The 23,412-nt window shown below is 65.4% G+C and carries 18 protein-coding genes; 11 read left to right on the top strand and 7 right to left on the bottom strand.

All coding sequences use genetic code 11. The annotated features are described in order from the left end of the window. The first annotated feature begins 25 nt into the window (after nucleotides 1-25). From mmsA to ASC89_RS20895, 3 genes are all read left to right on the top strand, one after another. Nucleotides 26-1,561, top strand: coding sequence for a multiple monosaccharide ABC transporter ATP-binding protein (gene mmsA, locus ASC89_RS20905; protein WP_056001983.1), 1,536 nt, complete (start codon nucleotides 26-28; stop codon nucleotides 1,559-1,561). After that, nucleotides 1,558-2,829 (top strand): multiple monosaccharide ABC transporter permease, encoded by a 1,272-nt coding sequence (gene mmsB, locus ASC89_RS20900; protein ID WP_056001395.1) that lies wholly within the window; start codon nucleotides 1,558-1,560, stop codon nucleotides 2,827-2,829. The genes mmsA and mmsB overlap by 4 nt, the downstream gene beginning before the upstream one ends. Nucleotides 2,830-3,187: 358 nt before the next feature. Then, entirely contained in the window at nucleotides 3,188-6,229 is a 3,042-nt protein-coding gene (locus ASC89_RS20895; RefSeq protein WP_056001391.1) for a glycoside hydrolase family 38 C-terminal domain-containing protein, read from the top strand. A 328-nt stretch (nucleotides 6,230-6,557) separates the two neighbouring features. Here the strand turns inward: ASC89_RS20895 and sseA are convergent, their stop codons facing one another. The 5 genes from sseA to ASC89_RS20870 form a co-directional block, all read right to left on the bottom strand. Beyond that, nucleotides 6,558-7,394: a 3-mercaptopyruvate sulfurtransferase gene (gene sseA / locus ASC89_RS20890; RefSeq protein ID WP_056001388.1), complete on the bottom strand. Its 837-nt coding sequence runs from the start codon at nucleotides 7,392-7,394 to the stop codon at nucleotides 6,558-6,560. A 290-nt stretch (nucleotides 7,395-7,684) separates the two neighbouring features. Further along, nucleotides 7,685-8,752 (bottom strand): ABC transporter ATP-binding protein, encoded by a 1,068-nt coding sequence (locus ASC89_RS20885; RefSeq protein WP_055881034.1) that lies wholly within the window; start codon nucleotides 8,750-8,752, stop codon nucleotides 7,685-7,687. Between the two features lie 3 nt (nucleotides 8,753-8,755). Then, nucleotides 8,756-9,544 carry an ABC transporter permease gene (locus ASC89_RS20880; protein ID WP_055881032.1) on the bottom strand — a complete coding sequence of 263 codons (789 nt, stop codon included), beginning with the start codon at nucleotides 9,542-9,544 and terminating at the stop codon, nucleotides 8,756-8,758. After that, entirely contained in the window at nucleotides 9,541-10,479 is a 939-nt protein-coding gene (locus ASC89_RS20875) for an ABC transporter permease subunit (protein WP_156384701.1), read from the bottom strand. The genes ASC89_RS20880 and ASC89_RS20875 overlap by 4 nt, the downstream gene beginning before the upstream one ends. A gap of 1 nt (nucleotide 10,480) precedes the next feature. Continuing rightward, nucleotides 10,481-11,590 (bottom strand): ABC transporter substrate-binding protein, encoded by a 1,110-nt coding sequence (locus ASC89_RS20870; RefSeq protein ID WP_055881030.1) that lies wholly within the window; start codon nucleotides 11,588-11,590, stop codon nucleotides 10,481-10,483. A gap of 363 nt (nucleotides 11,591-11,953) precedes the next feature. Here ASC89_RS20870 and ASC89_RS20865 point away from each other — a divergent pair, with 363 nt between their 5' ends. The 4 genes from ASC89_RS20865 (at nucleotide 11,954) to ASC89_RS20850 (ending at nucleotide 16,999) form a co-directional block, all read left to right on the top strand. Further along, complete coding sequence (locus ASC89_RS20865) at nucleotides 11,954-13,204, top strand: imelysin family protein (protein WP_056001385.1); 1,251 nt, start codon at nucleotides 11,954-11,956, stop codon at nucleotides 13,202-13,204. 113 nt (nucleotides 13,205-13,317) lie between these two features. After that, nucleotides 13,318-14,826 carry a di-heme oxidoredictase family protein gene (locus ASC89_RS20860; RefSeq protein ID WP_056001382.1) on the top strand — a complete coding sequence of 503 codons (1,509 nt, stop codon included), beginning with the start codon at nucleotides 13,318-13,320 and terminating at the stop codon, nucleotides 14,824-14,826. After that, complete coding sequence (locus ASC89_RS20855) at nucleotides 14,826-15,899, top strand: imelysin family protein (RefSeq protein WP_056001379.1); 1,074 nt, start codon at nucleotides 14,826-14,828, stop codon at nucleotides 15,897-15,899. The genes ASC89_RS20860 and ASC89_RS20855 overlap by 1 nt, the downstream gene beginning before the upstream one ends. A 2-nt stretch (nucleotides 15,900-15,901) precedes the next feature. After that, a complete protein-coding gene (locus tag ASC89_RS20850) occupies nucleotides 15,902-16,999 on the top strand; it encodes a DUF1513 domain-containing protein (protein WP_244488509.1) in 1,098 nt (365 codons plus the stop codon). A 196-nt stretch (nucleotides 17,000-17,195) separates the two neighbouring features. Here ASC89_RS20850 and ASC89_RS20845 read toward each other — a convergent pair whose 3' ends face one another. Next, nucleotides 17,196-17,636: a multidrug/biocide efflux PACE transporter gene (locus tag ASC89_RS20845; protein ID WP_056001373.1), complete on the bottom strand. Its 441-nt coding sequence runs from the start codon at nucleotides 17,634-17,636 to the stop codon at nucleotides 17,196-17,198. 127 nt (nucleotides 17,637-17,763) lie between these two features. On the opposite strand from ASC89_RS20845, the gene ASC89_RS20840 reads away from it, so the two are divergent. From ASC89_RS20840 to ASC89_RS20830, 3 genes are all read left to right on the top strand, one after another. Continuing rightward, nucleotides 17,764-18,630: a LysR family transcriptional regulator gene (locus ASC89_RS20840; RefSeq protein WP_056001370.1), complete on the top strand. Its 867-nt coding sequence runs from the start codon at nucleotides 17,764-17,766 to the stop codon at nucleotides 18,628-18,630. 187 nt (nucleotides 18,631-18,817) lie between these two features. Continuing rightward, a complete protein-coding gene (locus ASC89_RS20835) occupies nucleotides 18,818-19,702 on the top strand; it encodes an alpha/beta hydrolase family protein (protein ID WP_056001367.1) in 885 nt (294 codons plus the stop codon). Between the two features lie 38 nt (nucleotides 19,703-19,740). Then, nucleotides 19,741-20,523: a protein phosphatase 2C domain-containing protein gene (locus ASC89_RS20830; RefSeq protein ID WP_056001364.1), complete on the top strand. Its 783-nt coding sequence runs from the start codon at nucleotides 19,741-19,743 to the stop codon at nucleotides 20,521-20,523. A 73-nt stretch (nucleotides 20,524-20,596) separates the two neighbouring features. Here ASC89_RS20830 and ASC89_RS20825 read toward each other — a convergent pair whose 3' ends face one another. Next, entirely contained in the window at nucleotides 20,597-21,619 is a 1,023-nt protein-coding gene (locus tag ASC89_RS20825; RefSeq protein WP_055881001.1) for a substrate-binding domain-containing protein, read from the bottom strand. A gap of 485 nt (nucleotides 21,620-22,104) precedes the next feature. Here ASC89_RS20825 and ASC89_RS20820 point away from each other — a divergent pair, with 485 nt between their 5' ends. After that, nucleotides 22,105-23,367, top strand: coding sequence for an ABC transporter substrate-binding protein (locus tag ASC89_RS20820; protein WP_156384734.1), 1,263 nt, complete (start codon nucleotides 22,105-22,107; stop codon nucleotides 23,365-23,367). The last annotated feature ends 45 nt before the right edge of the window (nucleotides 23,368-23,412 follow it).

The following is a 23,412-nucleotide window of genomic DNA, read 5'->3' as shown; positions in this document are numbered from 1 at the left end:
GGAGATGCGCGACACGATCTTGCCGATGCGTGACACGATCCTGCAGATGCGTGACATCACCAAGACCTTTCCTGGTGTGAAGGCGCTGCAGAACGTCAACCTGGACGTCAAGGCCGGCGAAATTCACGCCATCGTCGGCGAGAACGGCGCCGGCAAATCGACGCTGATGAAGGTGCTTTCCGGCGTCTACCCACATGGCTCCTATGAGGGCCAGATCATCTATAATGGCGAGGAATGCGCCTTCCGCTCGATCCGCGACAGCGAGCACAAGGGCATCGTCATCATCCACCAGGAGCTGGCGCTGGTGCCGCTCTTGTCGATTGCCGAGAACATCTATCTCGGCAACGAGCGCGCCAAAGCCGGCATCGTCGATTGGGACGAGACGCGTGAAGGCGCCCGCGCCGTGCTGCGCAAGGTCGGGCTCAACGAAGACCCCGATACGCTGGTCACCAATATCGGCACCGGCAAGCAGCAGCTGGTCGAGATCGCCAAGGCGCTCAGCAAAGAAGTGAAGCTGCTAATCCTCGACGAGCCGACCGCCAGCCTTTCGGAAAAGGACAGCGAGGCGCTGCTCAACCTGCTGCTCGGCTTCAAGGCGCAGGGCATTTCCTGCATCCTGATCTCGCACAAGCTCAACGAGGTCTCGAAGGTTTCCGACCGGATCACGGTAATCCGCGACGGCCACACCATCGAGACGCTCGACAAGGCCGATATTACCGAGGACCGGATCATCACCTCGATGGTCGGCCGCCCGCTCGAGGATCGCTACCCGGCCCGCGCGCCTCAGATCGGCGAGGTGGTGTTCGAGGTGAAGAACTGGTCGGTCTACCACCCGCAGCACCGCGACCGGCAGGTGATCAAGGGCATCGACCTCAACGTCCGGAAGGGCGAAGTGGTGGGGATCGCCGGGTTGATGGGCTCGGGCCGCACCGAATTCGCGATGAGCCTGTTCGGTAAATCCTACGGCGTGAAGGTCAGCGGCGAGGTGCTGCTGCACGGCAAGAAGGTCGATACCTCGACGGTCGAAAAGGCCGTGTCGCACGGCATCGCCTACGCCACCGAGGATCGGAAGACCTTCGGGCTCAACCTCATCGACCACATCAAGCACAACACCACGCTTGCCAACCTCTGGGGCGTGTCGCGCTGGGGCGTCATCGACGACCTCGCCGAGCTCGACGTGGCGAACGACTATCGCAAGAAGACCAATATCCGGTCGTCGAGCGTCTACCAGACGGTGGGGAACCTGTCGGGCGGCAACCAGCAGAAAGTGGTGCTGTCCAAGTGGCTGTTCGCCAACCCCGAAGTGCTGATCCTCGATGAGCCGACCCGCGGCATCGATGTCGGCGCCAAGTACGAAATCTACAGCATCATCAACCAGCTCGCCGCGCAGGGCAAAGCCATCCTCGTCATCTCCTCGGAGATGCCGGAACTGCTCGGCATCACCGACCGCGTCTACGTGATGAACGAGGGCCGGCTGGTCGGCGAAATGCCGACCGCCGAGGCGAGCCAGGAAAAGATCATGCGCGCCATCGTGCGCGCCGAAGGGAAAGTTGCATCATGACGACCGAAACCGCACCGCAGGCTGCAACCCCGGCAGAAGCCGCTGCGCCGCTTTCGATCTGGGGCGCGCTGCAAGCGAACCTCCGCGAATACGGCCTGCTGCTGGTGCTGATCCTGATCATGCTGTTCTTCCAGTGGACGACGGGCGGCGTGCTGTTCAAGCCGCTGAACCTCACCAATATCGTCCTGCAGAACAGCTACATCATCGTGATGGCGCTGGGCATGCTGCTGGTGATCGTCGCCGGCCATATCGACCTCAGCGTCGGCTCGGTGTCGGGCTTTATCGGCGCGCTGGCGGCCATGCTGATGATCGGCTGGAAGTTCCCGCCGGAGCTGGCCTTCCTCGCCAACCCGATCGTTGCCGGCCTCATCTGCCTCGTGGTCGGGGCGGCGATCGGCGCGGCGCAAGGCTACCTGATCGCCTATTACCGCATCCCGAGCTTCATCGTGACGCTGGCCGGCATGCTGATCTTCAAGGGCCTGTCGCTGTCCATTCTCGCCGGCCAGTCGGTCGGCCCGTTCCCGGCCGAGTTCCAGCTGCTGTCGGCGGGGTTCATCCCCGACTTCATCGGGGCGATCACCCTCGTGCCGGCCAGCCAGGGCGTGCAGCCGCTGGTGCTGCACGGGGCGACGCTCGCCATCGGCATCGTCGCCGTAGTCGGCATGATCCTGCTGTCGATCCGCACCCGGGCCCGCCGCACGGCGCGCGGCTATGAGAGCGAGCCGTTCGCGCTGTTTGCCGCAAAGAACATCGTCATCGCGGCGCTGGTGCTGTTCTTCACTTACATGCTGGCGTCCTACAAAGGCCTGCCGAACGTCCTGGTGGTGATGGGCATCCTGATCGCCGGCTTCGTCTTTCTCACCAAGCGGCTGACCTTCGGCCGCCGTATCTATGCCATCGGCGGCAACCCCAAGGCGGCGGCGCTGTCGGGCATCAAGACCGAGCGGCTGACCTTCTACATCTTCGCCATCATGGGAGCGCTCGCGGCGCTCGCCGGCATGATCTACGCCGCCCGCCTCAACTCGGCGACGCCGAAGGCGGGGCAGGGGCTCGAGCTCGACGTGATCGCCGCGGTGTTCATCGGCGGCGCCTCGGCGCTGGGCGGCGTCGGCCAGGTCGCCGGCGCGGTGATCGGCGCCTTCATCATGGGTGTCCTGAACAACGGCATGTCGATCATGGGCATCAACATCGACCTGCAGCAGATGATCAAGGGCGTGGTGCTGCTGGCCGCGGTGTTCTTCGACTTGTACAACAAGAACAAGGCCTGATCGCCGAGGGGGCCAGAACCCCCTCTCTGGCGAAAACTAAGGACTTAGCTGCGCTAGGCCCAAGTTTTCGCTTTCTCCCCCGCCAAGGGGGAGAGTCCCGACTGACGCTCCGATGCGAATGGAAGCCACCGATCATCTCCCCCCTTGTGGGGGAGAAAGCGATTTCTTGGGCTTAGCGTTTGCTAAGCCTTAGAAATCGCAAGAGAGGGGATCCTGGAGGGCACGATGGTTCAGGCGATCTCCCCTCCCCAGTCACTGTTGGACGCTGCAACATTTTCCCGCTTCCCGCCCTAGCGAGCCGCGGCCAGTTATGGTTTTGTCCGCCGCGCATTGTAACGTTGCAACGAGGATATTTCGCATGGCTCTCTCCATCGAGCAGCGGCTGGACCGGATCAGGGTGCGGCTGGATGAGCTCACCTGGTGGCGGGAGCGCGAGACACTGCCGGTGGGCGGCTGGACGCTGAACGGCAAGCCGATCGAAGTCGGAGCGCCATGGCCGAGCCGTGACGGCGTGCAGAGCTTTGCTGCCGGCGTTTCGGTGCCCTCGAGCTGGCCGATTGCCGAGACGCGGCTGTTCCTCGACCTCGGCGGTGAGGCGCTGGCGACGCTGATCTATGGCGACGACAATGTCGGTTTCGGCAACGACCCGTATCACAAGGAATTCCCGGTGCGGGCGCATGATTTCCGCATCGAGGCGGAAGCGGTGGCGCGGCTGCCGTTCGGCGAACCGGTGCGCAAACCGCATCTGAACGACGCCAGACTCTACTGGCTCGATGGCGCGGTCGACGCGTTCCGCCTGCGCTTGAGCCAAGTGCATGAAGCGGCCAGCGAGCTCGACGGGCACGAGGTGGTGCCGCACCTGGTCGCCGCAGCGGAAGAGGCCTTTTACGCGCTCGAATGGCCGTCGGGCACCGAGGATTATGTCGCGCGCTTTGCGCCGCAGCGCGGCCAGCAGAAGATCTGGCAATTGCCGCCGCTGAAGGACAACCCGGCGCCGCTCAGCGAAGCGCAGCGCCAGAGCGTCATCAAGGCGGACCTGAAGCTGATCGAGCGGCTGCGCGAACTCAAGCAGCGCTTCCCGCAACAGGGCGAGATCGCCCTCACCGGGCATGCGCATATCGATCTCGCCTGGCTCTGGCCCTATGCCGAGACCCGCCGCAAGATGCGCCGTACCTTCTCGACGGCGGTGACGCTGATGGAGGGGAGCAACGAGTACCTGGCGCAATCGGGTTTCCGCTTCAACCAGTCGACGGCGCATTACTACGCGCAGATCGAGGAAGACGATCCGGCGCTGTTCCAGAAGATCAAGGCGAAGGTGGCGGCCGGCGGCTGGGAGACGGTCGGCGGCATGTGGGTCGAGCCCGACACCAATATGCCCACCGGCGAGAGCCTGACGCGGCAGATCCTCTACGGGCAGCGCTATTTCCAGCAGAAGTTCGGGGTCAAGCACCGGGTGTGCTGGCTGCCCGACTGCTTCGGCTTTTCGGGCGGGCTACCGCAGCTGTTGAAACAAGGCGGTATCGACTCGTTCTTCACCATCAAGGTGAACTGGAACGACACCAATACCATCCCGGCCGACCTGTTCTGGTGGGAGGGGATCGATGGCTCGCGGGTGTTGACCCACACCTTCAACAACCCCTGGCACGGCTATAATGGGGCAGTGAACCCGCTCAGCATTCTGAAGACCTGGCGTAACTTCATGCAGAAGCCGCAGCACCAGACTTCGCTGCTCGCCGTGGGCTATGGCGATGGCGGCGGCGGGGTCACGCCGGAATATGTCGAGCGCGAAATGCAGCTGCGGGATTTCCCGGTGCTGCCCAAGGCGCGCTGGAGCCGGGTCGAGGATTTCTTCGCCGCGGCGCACGAGACCGGCAAGCAGACAGAACTGCCGGTGTGGCAGGGCGACATTTATCTGGAACTGCACCGCGCGACGCTCACCACGCAGAGCGCCACCAAGAAGGCGCACCGGCAGGCTGAGCGCGCGCTGATCACCGCCGAAACGCTGGCCTCGCTGGCAGCGCTGCTCGGTGGCGAGCAGCCGGAGAGCCTCGAGCATATCTGGCGCGTGGTGCTGAAGAACGAGTTCCACGACATCCTGCCCGGCTCCTCGATCGCCGAGGTCTACGAGGATGCCGAGCGCGAGCTGAACGACGCGGTCGGCCGGGCGCTGGCGCGTCAGCAGATGGCGATGTCGGTGATCGTCAACCGCATCCCGAACGGCGATGTGCATGACGCGGTGATCGTGGTGAACCCCTCGCTCAGCCGCCGGCCAGTGCGGGTGACGCTGTCGGACGGCACGCATTTCTCGAGCTCCGACGTGATGGCGCCGCTCGGCATCAAGGTGTTCACCCGCTCGACGCTCGAGCCGCTGGCGGGCCTGTCGGTGAGCGAGAGCCACCTCGAGAACGCGCATATCCGCGCCACGATCGGGCTCGATGGCACCGTCACCAGCCTCATCCACAAGGCGACCGGGCGCGAGGCGCTTGCCGGCCGCGGCAACCAGCTCTGGGTCTATCCGGCCGATAAGCCGCGCGACTGGGATGCCTGGGACATCGAAGAGGATTACGCCAAGAAAGGCATCGAGCTGAACCGGCCCGAAAGCATCAAGGTGGTCGAGGATACGCCGGCGCGCGTCGCGATCCGCATCGTCCGCCGCTTCCGCGCCTCGACGGTGACGCAGACCTACAGCCTCGACGCCAACGGGGTGCGTCTCGATATCGCGACCGAGATCGACTGGCACGATCGGCATTGCCTGTTGAGGACACAGACGCCGGTGGCGGTGCGCGCCGCCCATGCCACGTTCGAGCACGCCAACGGGGTGGTGCAGCGCACCACGCACAACAATACCAGCTGGGACCAGGCGCAGTTCGAAGTGCCGGGCCATCGCTTCCTCGATATGAGCGAGCCGGGTTTCGGCGTGGCGCTGCTCAACGACGCCAAGTACGGGCACAGCGCCAAGGGCAACGTGCTGGGCCTCAGTCTCGTGCGCTCGCCGGTCTATCCGGACCCACTGGCCGATGAAGGCGGGCAGCGCTTCACCTATGCGCTCTATCCGCATGCCGGCGAATGGCACGAGGGCCGGGTGCGCGAGGAAGCCGAGGACCTGAACCAGCCGATGCTGGCCGCCGTCGCCAGCGGCGTCGCCGCGGTGCATTATGAACCGATCGGGATCGACGGCATTCCGGCAGCGCTGTCGGGGCTGAAGCCGGCCGAGGACGGCAATGGGCTGGTGCTGCGGGTGTATGAGCCCTCGGGCCGGCGCGGCGATTTCGCCGTGGAGGTGCCGGAGGGGTGGAAGCTCAGCGAGAGCCTCAACATTCTCGAGGAGCCGATGGCGCGTGGCGAGGGTGCGGGGCTACGGCCGTTCGAGGTGAGGAGTTGGCGGGTTTCGCGGGGGTAGGGGCTGGAGCGTGGGGCCCACCCCCACCCAGCTTCGCTACGGCGGCTCCGCCTAGCTGCGCTACCCTCCCCACAAGGGGGAGGGAGACGAAAGAACCGAAGCCTTGCAGTCGGATCTCCCTCCCCTTGATGGGGAGGGATTAAGGGTGGGGTGGGGCCGCTTGCGTTGGCTGACCCGACTGATAGAGACGGCCCCCTCCCATCCTCCCCCATAAAGGGGGAGGTGCCCTTTCGGTGTGTTTGGCACGATCGCAGACAGAGCCTCGACTCTTCACCTCCCCCATTATGGGGGAGGATGGGAGGGGCCGTCTGCCTGCAGTCGGCCCGCCTCAGCCCCGCTCCACCGGCGCGTCGGCCCGACCGCCCCACTCCGTCCACGACCCGTCATAGACCGCGACATCCTTCGCCCCGGCTATCGCCAGCGCCAGGGCCACCGTCGAGGCGGTCACCCCAGAACCGCAGCTGGTGACGATCGGCCTGGTCACATCGACACCGGCCTTCGCGAACAGTGCCTGCAACTCCGCCGCTGACTTAAGCTGCCCGTTCGCCGTCACGTCGCCGGCCGGCACGCTCAGGCTGCCGGGAATGTGGCCGGAGGCGAGGCCGGGGCGGGGTTCCGGGGCTTCGCCGCGGAAGCGGTCGCCGGGGCGGGCGTCGACGATGGTCCTGGCCTTCGAGCTGGTCAGCCCCAGCACGGCGTCGAAATCCTGCACCAGCGCCGGCTGGTAGTGCGGCACGAAAGTTCGGGGTGCCGGCTGCTCCTCGCCCGAGGCGGTCGGTCGGCCCTCGGCGCGCCATTTCGGGCCGCCGCCATCGAGTACGCGCACGTCCCTGGCGCCCATGGCGCGGAAGCTCCACCAGACGCGCGGCGCGGCGAAGACGCCGGCTTCGTCGTAGACGACGATGGTGTCGGTGTCGGCGATGCCGAGTTTGCCCACCGCCTCGGCAAAGGCCGCCGGGGTCGGCAGCATGTGGGGCAGGGTGGTGGTCTTGTCGGCGATATCGTCGATGCCGAAGAACACCGCGCCGGGCAGGTGGCTCTTGAGGTATTCGGCGCGCCCGCTGCGGTTGGCGGCCGGCATGTACCAGCTGGCATCGACGAGGACGACATTGGCGTCATCGATGTGGTCGGCAAGCCAGTCGGTGGTGACGAGTGGGGTGGTCATGGGTGCTCCGCGATTTGCGGGGCACCTTAGTGCAGGATGGCGCGCGGGTGAATCGGCTTGCGGGTCAAAGTGTTGCTGGTTGGGGGGAGGGGGGAGAAGGATTTTGCGCATGCCGCTGACGCGGCCGCATTTGTGGCAGGTTCTCTCCCACCCACCGGCTGTCATCCCAGCGAAAGCTGGGACCCATTTCTCCGCTGGTGCCGACCTGCGGGTTGGGTCCCAGCTTTCGCTGGGATGACATCGAGTTTGGGGGAGGTGCGGTGGTTGGCTGGCAGCAGGGGCGGTGCCCCCTACCGCTCCAGCACGAGCACGTCGCTCGAGGCGATGCCGATGCGCACTGGCGCTCCGTGCGCCGGGGGTGGGGTGCGTTGGTCGTTGAAGGTGTCGAGGTTCACCGCGTTGTCGCCGAGGTCGACCTTCAGGCGGATCACCGAGCCGAGGAAGCTGACTTCAGCGACCTTGCCATCGAGCACGATATCGCGCGTCGCGCCGTTGGCGAGCGACACCGCTTCGGGCCGCATAGTCAGGGCTACGGCTTCACCGTTGCGTGCAGAAGCGGGCAAAGCCGGGATGGTGACGGTGGTGCCGCCCAGTGTCACGGTCTTGGCGCCGGCGTCGGCGACGGTGGCATTAAGGGTATTGAGCGTGCCGACGAAGGTCGCGACGAACCTGGTCTGCGGCCGGTTGTAGATCTCGAACGGCTGGCCGAACTGCTCGACATTACCGGTGTTGAGCACGACGATCCGGTCGGAGATCGACAGCGCCTCTTCCTGGTCGTGCGTCACGAACACCGTGGTGATCCCCAGTTCGCGCTGGATCTGGCGGATCTGCTCGCGCAGCGAGACGCGGATCTTGGCATCGAGCGCGGAGAGCGGCTCGTCGAGCAGCAGCATGCGGGGGCTGGGGGCGAGCGCGCGCGCCAGCGCCACGCGCTGCTGCTGGCCGCCCGACAGTTCGAACGGATAGCGCTTGCCGTAGCCGGAAAGGCCGATCAGCTGCAGCATCTCCTCGGTCCGGGCTTCGCGCTGCGGCTTTGGCATGCCGGCGATTTTCAGCCCGAAGCCGATATTGTCGGCGACGTTCATGTTGGGGAACAGCGCATAGGCCTGGAACACCATGCCGATCTTGCGCTGGTTGGGCGCGAGGCCGGAAATGTCCTTGCCCTCGACCAGAATGCGGCCCGAATCCGGACGCTCGAAGCCGGCAATCATCCGCAAGATGGTGGTCTTGCCGCAGCCCGACGGGCCGAGCAGGCTGACGAACTCGCCCTTGTTGAACGAGAGGTCGACGCCCTTGACGACCTGGTTGCCGCCGAAGGCCTTGACCAGCTTGTCGATGCGCAGAAATTCTTCGGCCATGGTCTAGTCCCTACGGGCGGTTTTGGGGGCGAAACGCGCCAGCAGCTGGATCATGCCCATGGCGCCCCAGGTGATGACGAATGAAATGACGGCGAGCGCGGCAGGCTCGAACGCCCGGTTGGCGCCGACATTCTGCATGTAGACACCGAACACCTGCCGGTTGAGGAGGCTCGCGATGGTGAACTCGCCGATGACAATGGCGAGGGTCAGGAAAGCGCCCGACAGCACCGCGACGATGATGTTGGGAAAGATCACCTTGGCGATGATGGTCGCCTGGTTGGCGCCGAGGATATTGGCGGCTTCGGTGAGGGTCTGCACATCGATGGTGCGCAGCCCCGTATCGACCGCCCGATACATGTAGGGCAGGGCCAGCGCCACATAGGCCAGCGTCAACAGGATATCGGTGCCGAGGTTGGTGCCGAGCAGCGGCAGCGGCGATGAGGTGTTGTACATGCGGATATAGCCGAACACCAAAATGATGGCCGGGATCACCAGCGGCAACAGGGTGATGAACTCGATGATCGGCCTGAGGTGCGGGGCGCGCAGCCGCACGTAATAGGCGGCGGGCACGACGATCAGCAGGCCGGCGAGAATGGCGCAGACGCCGACGATCAGCGAGTAGCTGAACGAGGCCTGGAAGCGCCCATCGGAGAACACCGAGGTATAGGCATCGAAGGTGTAGCCCTCGCGGCGGATGCGCAGCGAGAACTCGAAGGTGGCGAGCAGCGGCACGATGAAATAGGCCGCGCCGAAGGCGAAGATGAGCCAGCTCCAGAGCTTGGCTGGCTTCATTTGAGCCACCTCTCGGCGCGGGTGCGGATCACCAGGTAGACGATGTTGGCGAGCGCGGTGATGACGATCATGCCGAGCGCCAGGGCGGCGCCGAGACCGGGGTTGTGCAGCACGTCGCCGCGGATCTGCGCATAGAGCAGGATCGGCACGATGTTGAGCGACGAACCGGTGAGCGCGTAGGCGGTGGCAATCGCGCCGAACGCGTTGGCGAACAGCAGCGACAAGGTGCCGAGGAGGTTCGGCCACAGCACCGGCAGCCCGATATAGCGCCAGAACTGGCCATTGGTGGCGCCCAGCGTCGCGGCGGCCTCGCCCCATTCCTTCTTCAGCCCATCGATCGCCGGCGCGATGATCAGGATCATCAGCGGGATCTGGAAGTAGAGATAGGTGATGGTGAGGCCCCAGAAACTCAAAAGGTTGAAGCCGGATTTGTAGAGGTCGAACCCGGCGAACTTCAGCAGCACGGTGACCAGCCCGAGCCGGCCGAGCGTCGCGAGGAAGGCGAAGGACAGCGGGATGCCGGCGAACTGCGAGGCGACGCCGGAAAAGGTCATCACCGCCGAGCGGATGCCGGAGGGGAGCTTGCCCCGGATGATGGCCAGCGCAATGGCGAGCCCGATGGCGGCGCCAAGCACGGCCGACGTCACCGAAACCCGGATCGAAATCCAGAACGAGGCAGCGATCTGCGGCGTCGCCAGATCCATGACGTTCTGCAGGGTGAAATTGCCTTGCGGGTCCTGGAAGGCGCCGACCACGAGGCCGAGCGTCGGGATCAACAGGAACAGCAAAGCGAAGATGATGAACGGCGCGATGGCGATGATGTCGCCGAGGCGGAGCCTCAAAAAGAACCGGAACGGGTTACCACCGACGCGCACGGCCGGCCCGGTGGAAACCGGGCCGGCCGAGGTGTCAGCCGCAGAGCTGACATTGGTCATGTTACTGGACGTTGGCGCCGACGACGGCGTCCCACTGGCCGGTGATCACTTCCTTGGCGGCAGCCTGCTCGTCGAGGGTCGGGAACACGGCCTTGGCATAGGCCTCGGCCGGCGGCAGCTTGTCGAGCAGCTCCTGCGGGATCGAGCCCTTGGCAGCGAGATCGTTGAAGCGGATCGGGTGGCAATAGCCAGCCAGCCAGCCGAGCTGACCTTCGTCGGAGTAGAGGTATTCCATCCACAGCTTGGCCGCGTTCGGATGCGGCGCGAAAGCCGAGATCGCCTGGATGTAGACGCCGGCGACGACGCTGTCGGACGGCACGACCACTTCGGCCTTGGGGTTGCCGGCAAAGCCATCGCGCCAGGCCAGAGCATTGTAGTCCCACGCCACGACGATCGGGGTGGTGCCCTGGGCGGTGGAAGCGGCCTTGCCGATCACCGGCACGAAGTTGCCGGATTTGTTGAGCTCGGCGAAGTAGGCGAGACCAGCGTCGGCCGCGGCCTTGGCATCGGCAGCACCGGTCGAGAGGCCGGCGCCATAGACGCCCTGGATGGCCTGGTTGGCAGCGCGCGGATCACCGGCCAGCGCCACGGCGTTGGCATAGTCGGCGCCCTTGAGGTCGGCCCACGAGGTCGGGACCTTCGAGACGAGGTCGGTGTTCACGAGGAACGACAGCACGCCGTAGTAATCGCCGTACCAGTAGCCTTCAGCGTCCTTGGCCGAATCCGGGATCGAATCCCAGGTCGAGACCTTGTACGGCTGGATCAGGCCTTCGGCCTTGGCCGAGGGGCCAAAGCTGAGACCGACGTCGATCACATCAGGGGCCTGCGGGCCGGTATTGCCCTTGTTGGCCTTGATAGCTTCGATTTCATCGGCCGAGCCGGCATCGGGGTTCAGCTCGTTGATGGTGATGCCCGGATACTTGGCCTTGAAGGCCTCGATCACGGCGCCATAGCCGCACCAGTCGTGCGGCAGGGCGATAGTGGTCAGTTGTCCCTCAGTTTTCGCGGCTTCGTACAGCGCGGCGAGGTCGGTCTGCGCCGAAACGGTGAAGGTCGAAGCGGCGAGTGCCGCGACCGATACCGAAGCGACGAGCGCATTCTTGACGATCATTCTCAAGTCTCCCTGGAATTTTGGCTTCTTGTCCTGACTCGGGAGGAGCCCCTAAAGCCGCGCTTCACCTATTTTGGCCGTGTGACAGCCACGTGACACCCCCAAGGTGCGCCGTGGCAGGCGAGGCGATCCATTGCCCCGACAAAGTCAGGCGGCGCAGGCGAGACGGCGTTCGGACCCCCTCCGAAGTCAATTGTGACAATTGTGACAGTGCCCGTTTTGCTTGGGCGAGTCGAGATGGGGGCAGGAAAGCCAGATTAGAGCCGTTCCAAGCTGGGTCGATATTTCTTGAAGCCGACTATCCACTTTGATAGTCGGCGCTACCAACGGGCCCGCGCAGGCCTGCTCCAGGAGATTTCAGTAATGAAGATCAGCACGCTTGCCCTCTCGATCGGCATGGCGGCGATGGGCGCCGGCCTTGCCAATGCCGCCGAACCCAGCGCCGATGCCATCCTCAAGACCTACGCCGATATCGCGCTCGCCGGTTACGAGGATGCGCTCGCGACCGCCAAGGCGCTCGACGCCGCCACCGACACGCTGATCGCCAACCCGAGCGAAGAGACGCTGACCGCGGCGCGCGAAGCCTGGCGGGCGTCGCGTCCGTCGTACCAGCAGACCGAGGCGTTCCGCTTCGGCAACCCGGTTGTCGATGAGTGGGAAGGCAAGGTGAATGCCTGGCCGCTGGATGAAGGCCTGATCGACTATGTCGATGCCTCTTATGGTACCGAGAGCGACGAGAACGGGCTCTACACCGCCAACATCATTGCCAACTCAAAGATCACCATCGACGGCACCGAAGTCGATGCGGCGGAGATCACCCCGGCGTTTTTGCAGGATACGCTGCAGGAAGCCGGCGGTATCGAAGCGAACGTCGCGACCGGCTACCACGCCATCGAGTTCCTGCTCTGGGGCCAGGATCTCCACGGCACGGAAGCCGGGGCCGGTGAGCGGCCGTTCACCGACTATTCGACCGAGGCTAATGCCAAGCGGCGCGGCCAGTATCTCGATGCGGCGACCGACCTCCTCGTCACCGATCTCGAGGAAATGGTCGCCAACTGGCAGGAAGGCGGCGCGGCGCGCACCGCACTGGCGGGGCAGGGGCTCGCCACCATTCTCACCGGCATGGGGTCGCTGTCGTTCGGCGAGCTGGCAGGCGAGCGCATGAAGCTCGGCCTCCTGCTGCACGATCCGGAAGAGGAGCATGACTGCTTCTCGGACAACACCTATATCTCGCATCTCAACGACGCGATCGGCATCCAGAACGTTTACCTGGGCAAATACACCCGGGTTGATGGCTCGGTGGTCGAAGGCCCCTCGATCTCGGAGCTGATTGCCTCGAAGGACGCCACCGTCGACACCGAGCTCAAGGCGCTGCTGGCCGACACCGTCGCCAAGATGGAGCTGATGAAGACCCGCGGCGACACCGTCGAAAAATACGACCAGATGATCGCCGAGGGGAACACCGAAGGTAACGCGGTTGTGCAGGCGGCGATCGATGGCCTGATCGCGCAGACCCGTGGTATCGAGCGCGCCGTGGCGCTGCTGGAGCTGGGCGACACGGTGACCATCGAGCAGTCCGACAGCCTGACCAACCCGGACGCCGTGTTCCAGTAGGCGAGTCTTCGTAGGCCTGGGTTTTCCAGAGCTTTGTCGGCGTCGCGGGTTGCCAGAATCCGCGATGCTGCGTTTCATCCCGGTCCATGGCCGGGAAGCCAAGAGTGCGAGACATGCACAAGCGCTTGACCGTTTTCCTGGTCATAACCCTTATCGCGGGTCTCGCCGTCGCCAGCGACGGCGGGACCCGTTCCGATTTGACGCCGAGGGATCTGCAGCGGGTCCAGGCGGTCACTGCCCCCACTACGGATTTCACCAAGCCCGAGAATTTCGAGCAGCTGCCGGGCGGGGCCGGCACGGTGAAGAAGCGCGTCAACCAGGACATCTTCTCGTTCTCGTCGGCCAATATCAGCTTCGAGCAGGAAGCCGAGTTCAAGCTCGGCAACGCGCTGTTCCGCAAGCTCTGGGTGTCGGCGCCGGCCTCGACCGAGGCGTCGGATGGGTTGGGGCCGCTGTTCAATGCGCGCGGCTGCCAGAACTGCCATTTGAAGGACGGGCGTGGCCATACGCCGTCGGGCAATGGCGACGATGCTGTATCGATGTTCCTGCGCCTCTCCATCCCGCCGCGCCACGATGCCGACCATGCGGCGCTGCTCGCCGGCGCCAAGGTGATCGAGGAGCCGACCTATGGCGGCCAGTTGCAGGATTTTGCCATCCAGGGGATCAAGCCCGAAGGCAAGATAGTGATCAGCTATACAGACGATCCGGTGAAGCTGGGTGACGGCACGATCGTGACGCTGCGCCGTCCGAGCTATTCGGTCGCCGACCTCGCCTATGGCGCGATGGCCGACGATGTGCTGCTCAGCCCGCGCGTCGCGCCGCAGATGATCGGACTGGGGCTGCTTGAGCAGGTGCCGCAGGAGGATATCCTTAAGAAGGTCGACCCCGACGATCGCGACGGCGACGGCATTTCGGGCCGGCCCAACATGGTGCTCGATGCGGAGAGCGGGCAGCGCGCGCTTGGCCGCTTCGGCTGGAAGGCCGGCGCCGCCAGCATCCGGGCGCAATCGGCCGATGCCTTTGCCGGCGATATCGGCATTTCGACACCGCTGGTGATGAAGCCGCATGGCGATTGCAGCACGGCAGAGGCCGAGTGCCTGGCGGCGCCGACCGGCGAACAGCAGCGGCTCGGCCCGTCCGAGGCGCCCGATCCGGTGCTCGACCTCGTCACCTTCTACTCGCAGAACCTGGGCGTGCCCCAACGCCGAAACGTCGGCGACGCCGACGTGCTGCGCGGCAAGCAGGCGTTCTATGCCGCCAATTGCACCGCCTGCCACACGCCAAAGTATGTGACCTCGCGCCAGGCGCCGATCGAGGCGCACAAGTTCCAGCTGATCTGGCCCTATACCGACCTGCTGCTGCACGACATGGGCGAGGGCCTTGCCGACAACCGCCCCGAGGGCGATGCCGACGGCTATGAGTGGAAGACCCCGCCGCTATGGGGGATCGGGCTCACCGAGACCGTCTCCGGTCACACCGAGTTTTTGCATGACGGGCGGGCGCGCAACCTCACCGAGGCGATCCTCTGGCATGGCGGCGAGGCGCAGAAATCGCGCGATGCGTTCGCAAACATGCCGAAATCCGAGCGCGATGATCTGATCGCCTTCCTGGAGTCGCTGTGATGCGTCTGTTGCTTGCCGTTGTCCTGGCGCTGAGCCTGACGCCTGCGCTGGCGCAGGAACAAAAGCTCACGGCGGAGCAGGTGGTGTCGCTGGCGATCACCGAGGCGATCCGCCCCGGTTTCGCCCAGTATGCCGAGACGGCGGCGACGCTCGAGCGCGACGTCGCGGGCCTCTGCGGCGGGCCATCCGAAGCGAGCCTCGACGTTGCCCGCACCCAGTTCAAGGCCGCCGTTATCGCCTGGTCGCGGGTCGAGCTCTATCGGCTCGGGCCGCTGATGGTGGAGAACCGCTACGACAAGATCCTGTTCTGGCCCGATCGCAAGGGCATCGCGCTGAGGCAGGTGCAAGGCGTGCTCGCCGATGCCGACCCCGATGCGGCGGACCCGGCAAAGCTCGGCAGCAAAAGCGTCGCCATGCAGGGACTGGGGGCGCTCGAATTCCTGCTGTTCGGCACCGGCGCCGAACAGTTGAACAGTGCCGAAGGCGATTTCCGCTGCCGCTATGCTCACGCCATCACGATGCTGCAGGCCGAGACTGCGGCAGCCTTGTCGGCCGAGTGGAACGACCCTGCGGGCATCTCGAAGCGGCTGCTCGAGCCGTCCGAAGCCGATCCCGACTATCGCGGTTTCCGCGAGGTGGCCGAGGCGCTGACCGGGCTTCTGGCGCACGGCACCGAGGCGATCCGCGACCAGCGGTTGCTGCCGTTCCTCGGCCGCGACGGCGCGGCGCCGAAGCCGAAATCGGCGCTGTTCTGGCGCTCGGGCATGACGGTGCCCTCGATCAACGCCAATTTCGAGGGCTTGCGCGCTTTGCTCGAGAAATCGCGCATCGCCGAGGCGACGACGGCGGAGAACCTCTGGGTGTCGAACAGCGCCAGTTTCGAGTTCGGCAATGCCGAGCGTGCCGGCAAGGTGGTGACCGATCCCGTCGAGCAGGCGCTGGCCGACCCCAGGCAGAAAAAGGCGCTCGACTACCTGGTGATCGTCACCCAGTCGCTCGACACCATTCTGGGCGAGAACCTCGCGGCAGCGCTCGGCCTGTCGGTCGGCTTCTCGTCACTCGACGGAGACTGATGATGTGGCAGCGGCGGGCATTTTTGAAGGCAGCGGGCGTTGGCTTTGCCGCCGCGCTGCTGCCGCGGCGTGCCGAAGCGCTGGAGCGAGCCGAACTGATCTTCGCCTCGTCGATCCAGAAGCGCGAAGGCGGCTTCGGTGCGGCGCTGGTGAACGAGGCGGGGTCGGTGATCTCGACCGTCGAGCTGCCGGATCGCGGGCACGACATCACCTTTTCGCCGACCACCGGTCAGGGGGTGGTGTTCGCCCGCCAGCCCGGCACCTTCGCGGTGATCTTCGACCCCCATGGCGGGGCACAGCCGCAGACGCTGACCAGCATCGAGGGCCGGCATTTCTTCGGGCACGGGGCGTTCTCGCCCGACGGCAAGCTGCTCTATGCGACCGAGAATGATTTCGACAATGCGCGTGGGGTGATCGGCATTTATGACGTCGCCGGCGGCTACAAGCGGATCGGCGAGTTCGACACCTTTGGCACCGGCCCGCACGAGATGCTGCTGATGCCGGATGGCGAGACCTTCGTCGTCGCCAATGGCGGGATCGAGACGCACCCCGATTACGGGCGGACCGAGCTCAACCTCGACAGCATGGATCCCTCGATCGCCTTCGTCGACCGGCGCTCGGGCAAGCTGATCGGGAAATTGCGGCTCGATGGCGGGCTGCACCAGCTGTCGATCCGCCACATGGCGTTCGACCACAAGGGCCGCGTCTGGTTCGGCTGCCAGTTCCGCGGACCCTCGGCCGATCGGCCGCAACTGGTCGGCTATGCCACCCGCGACGGCGAGATCCGACTGATCGAGCTGCCCGACGCGACGCTCGGGGAATTGCGCAACTATATTGGCTCGGTCGCTGCCTCAGCCGATGGCGGGCTGATCGGCGTCTCCTCGCCCGAAGGCAACACGATCCTCGCCATCGACCCCGATACGGCGACGGTTGTCGCCAGCCTCGGGCTCGAAAACGGCTGCGGCATCGCGCCGGACAGTGTCGGGCTCGTGGCTTCGAGCGGAGAAGGGGCGCTGGGCGGGCTCGCCGGCTCGCCGGCGCCGCTCACGACGTTCGAACTGAACTTTGACAATCATCTGCGGTTGCTGAAGGCGGTTTGAGGGTGGGGATGTCGGTGCTGGAGGGCTCGACACGCTCCCAGACTCGATGTCATCCCAGCGAAAGCTGGGACCCATCTTACCGCCCGCGCCGGCCGATAGTTGGGTCCCAGCTTTCGCTGGGATGACAGCCGGATGGGGGGGAGAGGGAGTGCCCCCATTCTCTTTCGAAGAGATCGGCGCGGGCTCCGAGCCCTTCCTAAACCCCCGCCACCTTCCGCTCCACCCAGACCTGCCTCAACCCATCGTACGCCCAGTTGTACGCAAACGCGTAGGGCAGGAAGAACAGGAAGAAGCCGATATCGAGCAGGAAGGCCTCGAGCAGCGTGATGTTCAGCAGCCACGCCGCGAGCGGCACGCCGACCAACACCAGGCCGCCTTCGAAGCCGAGCGCGTGCAGCGCCCGGACGGCAAGGGTGCGCGGCACGCGCGCCACCGGCCACAGCCGGTCGAAGACCAGGTTGTAGACGACGTTCCAGCCCATGGCGGTGGTCGAGAGCAGGATGGCCAGGAGCCCGACATGGCTGAGCGGCCGGTCGAGCAGCCAGGCGGCAATCGGCGCGCAGACGAGCAGCGCGATGACCTCGAAGCCGACCGCGTGGCCGATGCGTTCGAGGAAGGACCGGTTCTGGAGTTGCATGGTGTTCTCACACTTCAACGTCTTGGTTTGTCGCGCTTTCGAACTGGAAAGCGCTCCCTGATGTGAGCTGGACCTAGCATCGATTTTTCAGGTATACCAAGATAGGTACCATCGAGAATATCGATAGATGCAATATTCCCCCGAAGCCATGGAGGCCTTCGCCGCGGCGGCGGCGCTCGGCTCGTTCTCGGCCGCTGCCCGGCAGCTGCACAAGAGCCAGTCGACCATCAGCGCGGCGATCGCCAATCTCGAGGCCGATCTCGACCTGACGCTGTTCGACCGGTCGAGCCGCCTGCCGGTGCTGACGGCGGCGGGGCGGCGGGTGCTGGCGCATGTGCAGGAGATTCTGGCTGCCGGTGACCGGCTCGAGGCTTTGAGCTTGCGGCTCTCCGACAAGGTCGAGCCGCGGCTGACCATTGTCCTCTCCGACACTTATGGGCAGAGCGACCATCTCGAGCTGATGCAGGAGTTCGAGCGACGTTATCGCGATATCGAGCTCGAATGCCTGATCGCCGAGGGGCCCGATGTCATCGATCTCTTACAAGCGGGCCGGGCGCATCTGGCGGTCACCGCGGCGGCGCCATCCTATCCCAGCGGCATCGCCTCGGCCCGGCTGGCCGAGCCGACCCGCATGGGGGTGTTTGTGGCGCGTGAGCACCCGCTGGCGACGGCTGGCAGCCCGAGCGCCGAGCAGCTCGCGGCGACGCGGCAGATTTACCTCAACAGCTATGTCGGCGGCGGCACCCGGCCGCTCGGGCTTGCCTGGTCGGCGCCGAGCTACCTGATGCTGCTGGAGCTGACACAACAGGGTTTCGGCTGGGCCGAACTGCCCGACTGGCTGGTACGCCAGTATGCCGGCGACACGCTGGCCGAGCTGACACCCCGCGGCTGGCCCCGGCTGCTGCCGGTCGATGCGTTGTGGTCACGGAGCTCGCCGCCAGGGCCGGCGGGGCAGTGGCTGCTGGATGGTTTGCTGAAGGAGACGCGGGGGTAGGGGGCGAGGGTTGATCCAGGCGGGGGATGAGGTGCGCCGGCCCTGCCACGCAACCAGCACCGCCTTCTGGCTAGTTGCCCAACCCTTCCAACCCCAATACCATGCCAACCAGGAAAACGTTTTCCCAATTCGACTTTGCACATTGAAATTCGCCGTAACCGGCGATCCGAGGGGGGATAGATTGAGATTGAAGCTTCTGGCTGTGCTGGGCGCGGCCGCAATGGTGTTTGCCAATTCGATGGCGCTGGCGGCGGGGATCGTCGAGTTCGGGTTGCAGGCGGAAAGCCCCACCTTGGGCCGGCCGATCCCCTATGCGGTCTACACGCCGTTTCCGGCGCCGGCCGAGGGGGAGCGCTGGCCGGTGGTTTACCTGCTGCACGGACTGACCGGGGCGGATGGCGACTGGTTCACCTGGGGCAATCTCGGTCCGATCCTCGACCGGGCACTGGCCGATGGCCGCATTCCGCCGCTGATGGTGGTGGCGCCGGGGGCAGGGGACAGCTGGTATGTCGACAACCCCGATGCCGGAGGGTTCGGGCTGATCGACACGGCCTTCGCCACCGACCTCGTCAAGGCGATCGATGCGAAGTACCCAACGGCCAGGTGCCGCGCCGGACGGGCGATCGGCGGGGTGTCGATGGGCGGGGTTGGCGCCGTGCTGCAGGCGATCAACCATCCGGATGTCTATGGCGCGGTGATGAGTTTTGCCGGGGCGCTGCACAAGCCGCTGGAGAAGAACGACCAGCGCAGCGGCTGGATCCCCGGGCTCTACCAGAACGTCTTCGGCGCGCCGTTCGACCGCGCCCGCTTCAACGCCGCCAACCCCTTCACATTGATGCCGAAACTCAGGCGCGCCGCCGACAAGCCGGCCTTCTACTTCGCCATCGGCGATGCCGATTTCCCCGACCTGATCCTCGCCTCGGCCGAGTATCACAACGGGCTGACGCAGCTCGGCATCGACACGACCCTGCGGGTGACTCACGGCCGGCATTACTGGGACACCTGGCAGCAGCAGATCGTCCCGGCGCTGGAATGGCTGGCGCCGAAGCTGGATGCGAACTGCGGGCGGTAGGGTATTACCTATGGCGGGCTGAGGGGCAGGAGGCGTCGATGCAGGAGTTCGTCTGGAGCGGCAGTGTCGATCCGTGCCTCGACGGGCCGCGCATCCACACGGCGGGTCGGGTCGCCATAGGGATTTGCGGCGGTAACGCCGCGTTCGGCGCAAAGAAGAACGAGGACGCGACTTTGGTGTGGGCCGGCGAGGATTGGGTTTTCGCCGTGATCCTCGATGCGCATGCCGGCTCGGAAAGCGCCGACGCGGTGCTCGAGCTGTTCGAGGCGGGGAGGCCGGAGCTGCTGGCGCTGATCGAGCGGCCGGAGCCGTCGCATATCGAGGTGCAGGCCGCGGTGACACGCCTGCTGCTCGGCGGGGCGGCGCAGATGGCGCGGGTGCGCGGCGAGACGGCGTGCCTCGTCTGCTATCAGCAAGGCGGCTACCTGATGTGGCTGTCGATCGGCGACAACCAGCTTTACCTGCTGCATCCCGAGCTGCAGCGGTTGGGGCAGTTCACCCTTACGGTGCGCAACTATTTCGAGTGGATCGGCGAGCGCAGCAGCCTGACGCTCGAGGTACCGTGCTTTTCCACCGGCATCCGGCAGTTGCGTCAGGGGATCAGCACCATCGCCATGGTGACGGACGGCCTGCTCGAGGTCGGCGATCGGCCGTTCGAGGATCCGGCGCGGGTCAGCCGCGAGTTGCTGTCACCGGCGGGGGTGTCGGGGGCGGTTTCCTCGATGCTGGCAGAGGTGCACCGGCTCGGCGGTACCGACAGCGCCACGGTGATTGCATGGCAGGTGGATAATCCGGGGATGGGGTTGATGCCGTCGGGGTGAGGTTCGCCTGGTGGCACAAGCCGGTGGCTGGGGGGCAGCCCGCACCGGCAGTGCGTGCAGCCGGAAGCAACACCTACTTCGGCGCCGGCCCTGTCGATTCCCGCAGCACCAGTTCCACCGGCCAGAGTTCGTGGATCGAGCCTGGGGGTTTGCCGTCCTGCATCTGCAGCAGGAGCTCGGCGATGCGGGCGCCGGCGGCGCGGATCGAGGAGCGGGTGGTCGACATGGAGGGGACCATGTTGTCGGCGTTGAGATAGGGGAAGACGTCGTCGTGGGCGATCATCGAGACGTCCTTGCCCAGCTCCAGCCCGGCCAGCCGGATGGCGCGGAACACCCCGAGCGCCGTCATCATCGAGCCGGCGAGGAAGGCCGTGGGGCGCGGGCGCCGCTCGAGGAAGGCCTGCGCCAGGCGGAAGCCGTTCTCGTCGGTGAAGCGGCCGCCGCCGATCAGCTGCGGATCGGGGGTCAGCCCGCGCGCCAGCATGGCGCTGCGGAAGCCGCGATCGCGGTGGATGGCGAAGGTCTGGTCCTCCGGGCCATTGATCATGGCGATGCGGGTATGCCCGAGGTCGAGCAGATGGCTGGTGGCGCGGCGGAAGGCGCCCTCGTTGTCGATATCGAGCCAGGCATGCGGGATCTTCACGTTGTCGGCGCGCCCGTGCATCAGGAACGGCATGCCGAGTTCGGTGAGCGCGGCGATGCGTTCGTCGTTCGGTGTCGGAGCCGAAAGCACCAGGGCGTCGACGCGCTTGCTGGCGACGAGACGGCGGAACACCGGTATTTCGTCGTCGGCGTCGATCGGCGTTACCACGATATCGATATCGTGCTGCGCCATGCGCTCGCTGATGCCGGAGAGAAATTCCGAGGTGTGCGGGCCGAAATGCAGCGAGCGCTGCAAGGGCAGGGTGACGCCGATGGCGCCGGAGCGGCCAGTGGCGAGGCGGCGGGCGCTGACATTGGCTCGATAGCCGAGCCGGCGCGCCGCCTCGCTGACGCGCTCGCGGGTCGCCTCGTTGACCTCCGGAAAGCCGTTCAAGGCACGACTGACCGTCGTCTGCGACAGCCCCAGCTCCGCGGCCAAGTCTTTGAGTTTCATCACCAAATTCGTCTGCGCCCGTCAACGGCGCGCGGTGGTGTTCCACTCGCGAACCAAGCCCCGAAGCGGAGCTTACAGCCGGACGCCCTCCTCACCAAGTGCCGCATTCAAAGCGATTTGGAAAGCAAACGCAAGGGGCACGGAAGCGGCGGGGTGGCACTAACATTTCTGACGTTCGTACCTCAGGCCGAAATGCAGTGGTTTGCGGACGTTAACAGGTGGCCTCACTCAAAGCATTGATATTGCACGATGATTCGGCTCGCCAATTGTGGCGTTAAGGAATGGATGGCGAATCTCGCTTGACAGTATTTCATGGCTCTGGCTAGTTTCGATCCAAAGCGCTTTGGATGACTTTTGCGGGGCGGATCGCCCTCGGTCCTGGCGTTTTGGTGGGAGGAACTGACTGCCGATCTGCGCCGCGAGGCGTCGATCGCGTTTGGCTGCCTCCCGGTCATGTCTGTCCTTTGGGAGGAAGAATAATGAGAATGAAGTCCCTGATCGCCGCCCTGCTCGCCAGCGCCACGCTCGGCGTCATGGCCGCGCAGGCCGCCGATCTCTCGATCGTTTCGGGCGACACCGGCAATGGTCTCGAGTTCCTGCGCTCGCAACTCGACCGCTTCGAGGCCGAGACCGGCAACAAGGTGACCGTGGTCCCGATGCCGTCCTCGACCACCGACCAGTTCGGCCAGTACAAGCTGTGGCTCGCTGCCGGCAACTCCGACATCGACGTCTACCAGACCGACGTGATCTGGGCGCCGCAACTGGCGGACCAGTTCCTCGACCTGACCGATGCGGCCAAGGACGTGGCGGCGAACCACTTCCCCTCGATCATCGAGTCGCAGACGGTGAACGGCAAGCTCGTCGCGCTGCCGGCCTTCACCGATGCTCCGGCGCTCTACTACCGCAAGGACCTGCTGGAAAAGTACGGCAAGACGCCGCCCAAGACCTGGGCCGAACTGACCGCCACGGCGCAGGAAATCCAGGACAAGGAGCGTGCTGCCGGCAACCCCGACATGCAGGGCTTCGTGTTCCAGGGCAACGCCTATGAAGGCCTGACCTGTAATGCGCTCGAGTGGGTGATGTCGAACGGCGGCGGCCAGATCGTCGAGCCCGATGGCACCATCTCGATCAACAACGAGAAGGCCGCTGCGGCCATCGATATGGTCAAGGGCTGGGTCGGCACGATCTCGCCGGCGGGCGTGCTCGCCTACCAGGAAGAAGAAAGCCGCGGCGTGTGGCAGCTCGGCAATGCCGTGTTCATGCGCAACTGGCCGTATGCCTATCAGCTCGGCAATGGCGACGACTCCGCCGTGAAGGGCAAGTTCGACGTGGTGCCGCTGCCGATGGGCGACGGCGAGGGTGCTCGTTCGGCCGCGACGCTTGGTGGCTGGAACGTTGCCGTGTCGAAGTACTCCAAGGCCCCGGAAGAGGCGATCAAGCTCGCCCTGTTCCTGTCGTCGACCGAAGTGCAGAAGGAACGCGCGATCAAGCAGTCCAACCTGCCGACGATCGTTTCGCTCTATGACGACGCCGATGTCGCGGCTGCTCAGCCGATCATCCCGAACTGGAAGGAAGTGTTCCAGAACGCGGTGCCGCGTCCTTCGGCTCCGACCAAGGTGAAGTACAACGAGGTGTCCTCGCTGTTCTGGTCGGCCGTGCACGACACGCTGTCGGGCAACGGTACCGGCGCCGAGAACCTCGAGCTGCTCGAAGCCAAGCTGACCGAGCTCAAGGGCGACGCCTGGTAAGCTTCAGCTGACGTTCGGCGCGGGCGGCCCCCTGGGTTGTCCGCG

It is taken from the genome of Devosia sp. Root413D1 (genome assembly GCF_001425235.1).
Taxonomy (GTDB): Bacteria; Pseudomonadota; Alphaproteobacteria; order Rhizobiales; family Devosiaceae; genus Devosia_A.
This window is presented reverse-complemented; position numbering and strand designations above follow the sequence as displayed.

Coding starts and splice junctions, on each gene's coding strand:
- ASC89_RS20825 (WP_055881001.1), bottom strand. CDS start 21,619: ATGAAACTCAAAGACTTGGCCGCGGAGCTGGGGCTGTCGCAGACGACG.
- ASC89_RS20895 (WP_056001391.1), top strand. CDS start 3,188: ATGGCTCTCTCCATCGAGCAGCGGCTGGACCGGATCAGGGTGCGGCTG.
- ASC89_RS20880 (WP_055881032.1), bottom strand. CDS start 9,544: ATGAAGCCAGCCAAGCTCTGGAGCTGGCTCATCTTCGCCTTCGGCGCG.
- ASC89_RS20875 (WP_156384701.1), bottom strand. CDS start 10,479: ATGACCAATGTCAGCTCTGCGGCTGACACCTCGGCCGGCCCGGTTTCC.
- mmsA (WP_056001983.1), top strand. CDS start 26: ATGCGTGACACGATCCTGCAGATGCGTGACATCACCAAGACCTTTCCT.
- ASC89_RS20855 (WP_056001379.1), top strand. CDS start 14,826: ATGCGTCTGTTGCTTGCCGTTGTCCTGGCGCTGAGCCTGACGCCTGCG.
- mmsB (WP_056001395.1), top strand. CDS start 1,558: ATGACGACCGAAACCGCACCGCAGGCTGCAACCCCGGCAGAAGCCGCT.
- ASC89_RS20865 (WP_056001385.1), top strand. CDS start 11,954: ATGAAGATCAGCACGCTTGCCCTCTCGATCGGCATGGCGGCGATGGGC.
- ASC89_RS20885 (WP_055881034.1), bottom strand. CDS start 8,752: ATGGCCGAAGAATTTCTGCGCATCGACAAGCTGGTCAAGGCCTTCGGC.
- ASC89_RS20870 (WP_055881030.1), bottom strand. CDS start 11,590: ATGATCGTCAAGAATGCGCTCGTCGCTTCGGTATCGGTCGCGGCACTC.
- sseA (WP_056001388.1), bottom strand. CDS start 7,394: ATGACCACCCCACTCGTCACCACCGACTGGCTTGCCGACCACATCGAT.
- ASC89_RS20820 (WP_156384734.1), top strand. CDS start 22,105: ATGAAGTCCCTGATCGCCGCCCTGCTCGCCAGCGCCACGCTCGGCGTC.
- ASC89_RS20830 (WP_056001364.1), top strand. CDS start 19,741: ATGCAGGAGTTCGTCTGGAGCGGCAGTGTCGATCCGTGCCTCGACGGG.
- ASC89_RS20850 (WP_244488509.1), top strand. CDS start 15,902: ATGTGGCAGCGGCGGGCATTTTTGAAGGCAGCGGGCGTTGGCTTTGCC.
- ASC89_RS20840 (WP_056001370.1), top strand. CDS start 17,764: ATGCAATATTCCCCCGAAGCCATGGAGGCCTTCGCCGCGGCGGCGGCG.
- ASC89_RS20845 (WP_056001373.1), bottom strand. CDS start 17,636: ATGCAACTCCAGAACCGGTCCTTCCTCGAACGCATCGGCCACGCGGTC.
- ASC89_RS20860 (WP_056001382.1), top strand. CDS start 13,318: ATGCACAAGCGCTTGACCGTTTTCCTGGTCATAACCCTTATCGCGGGT.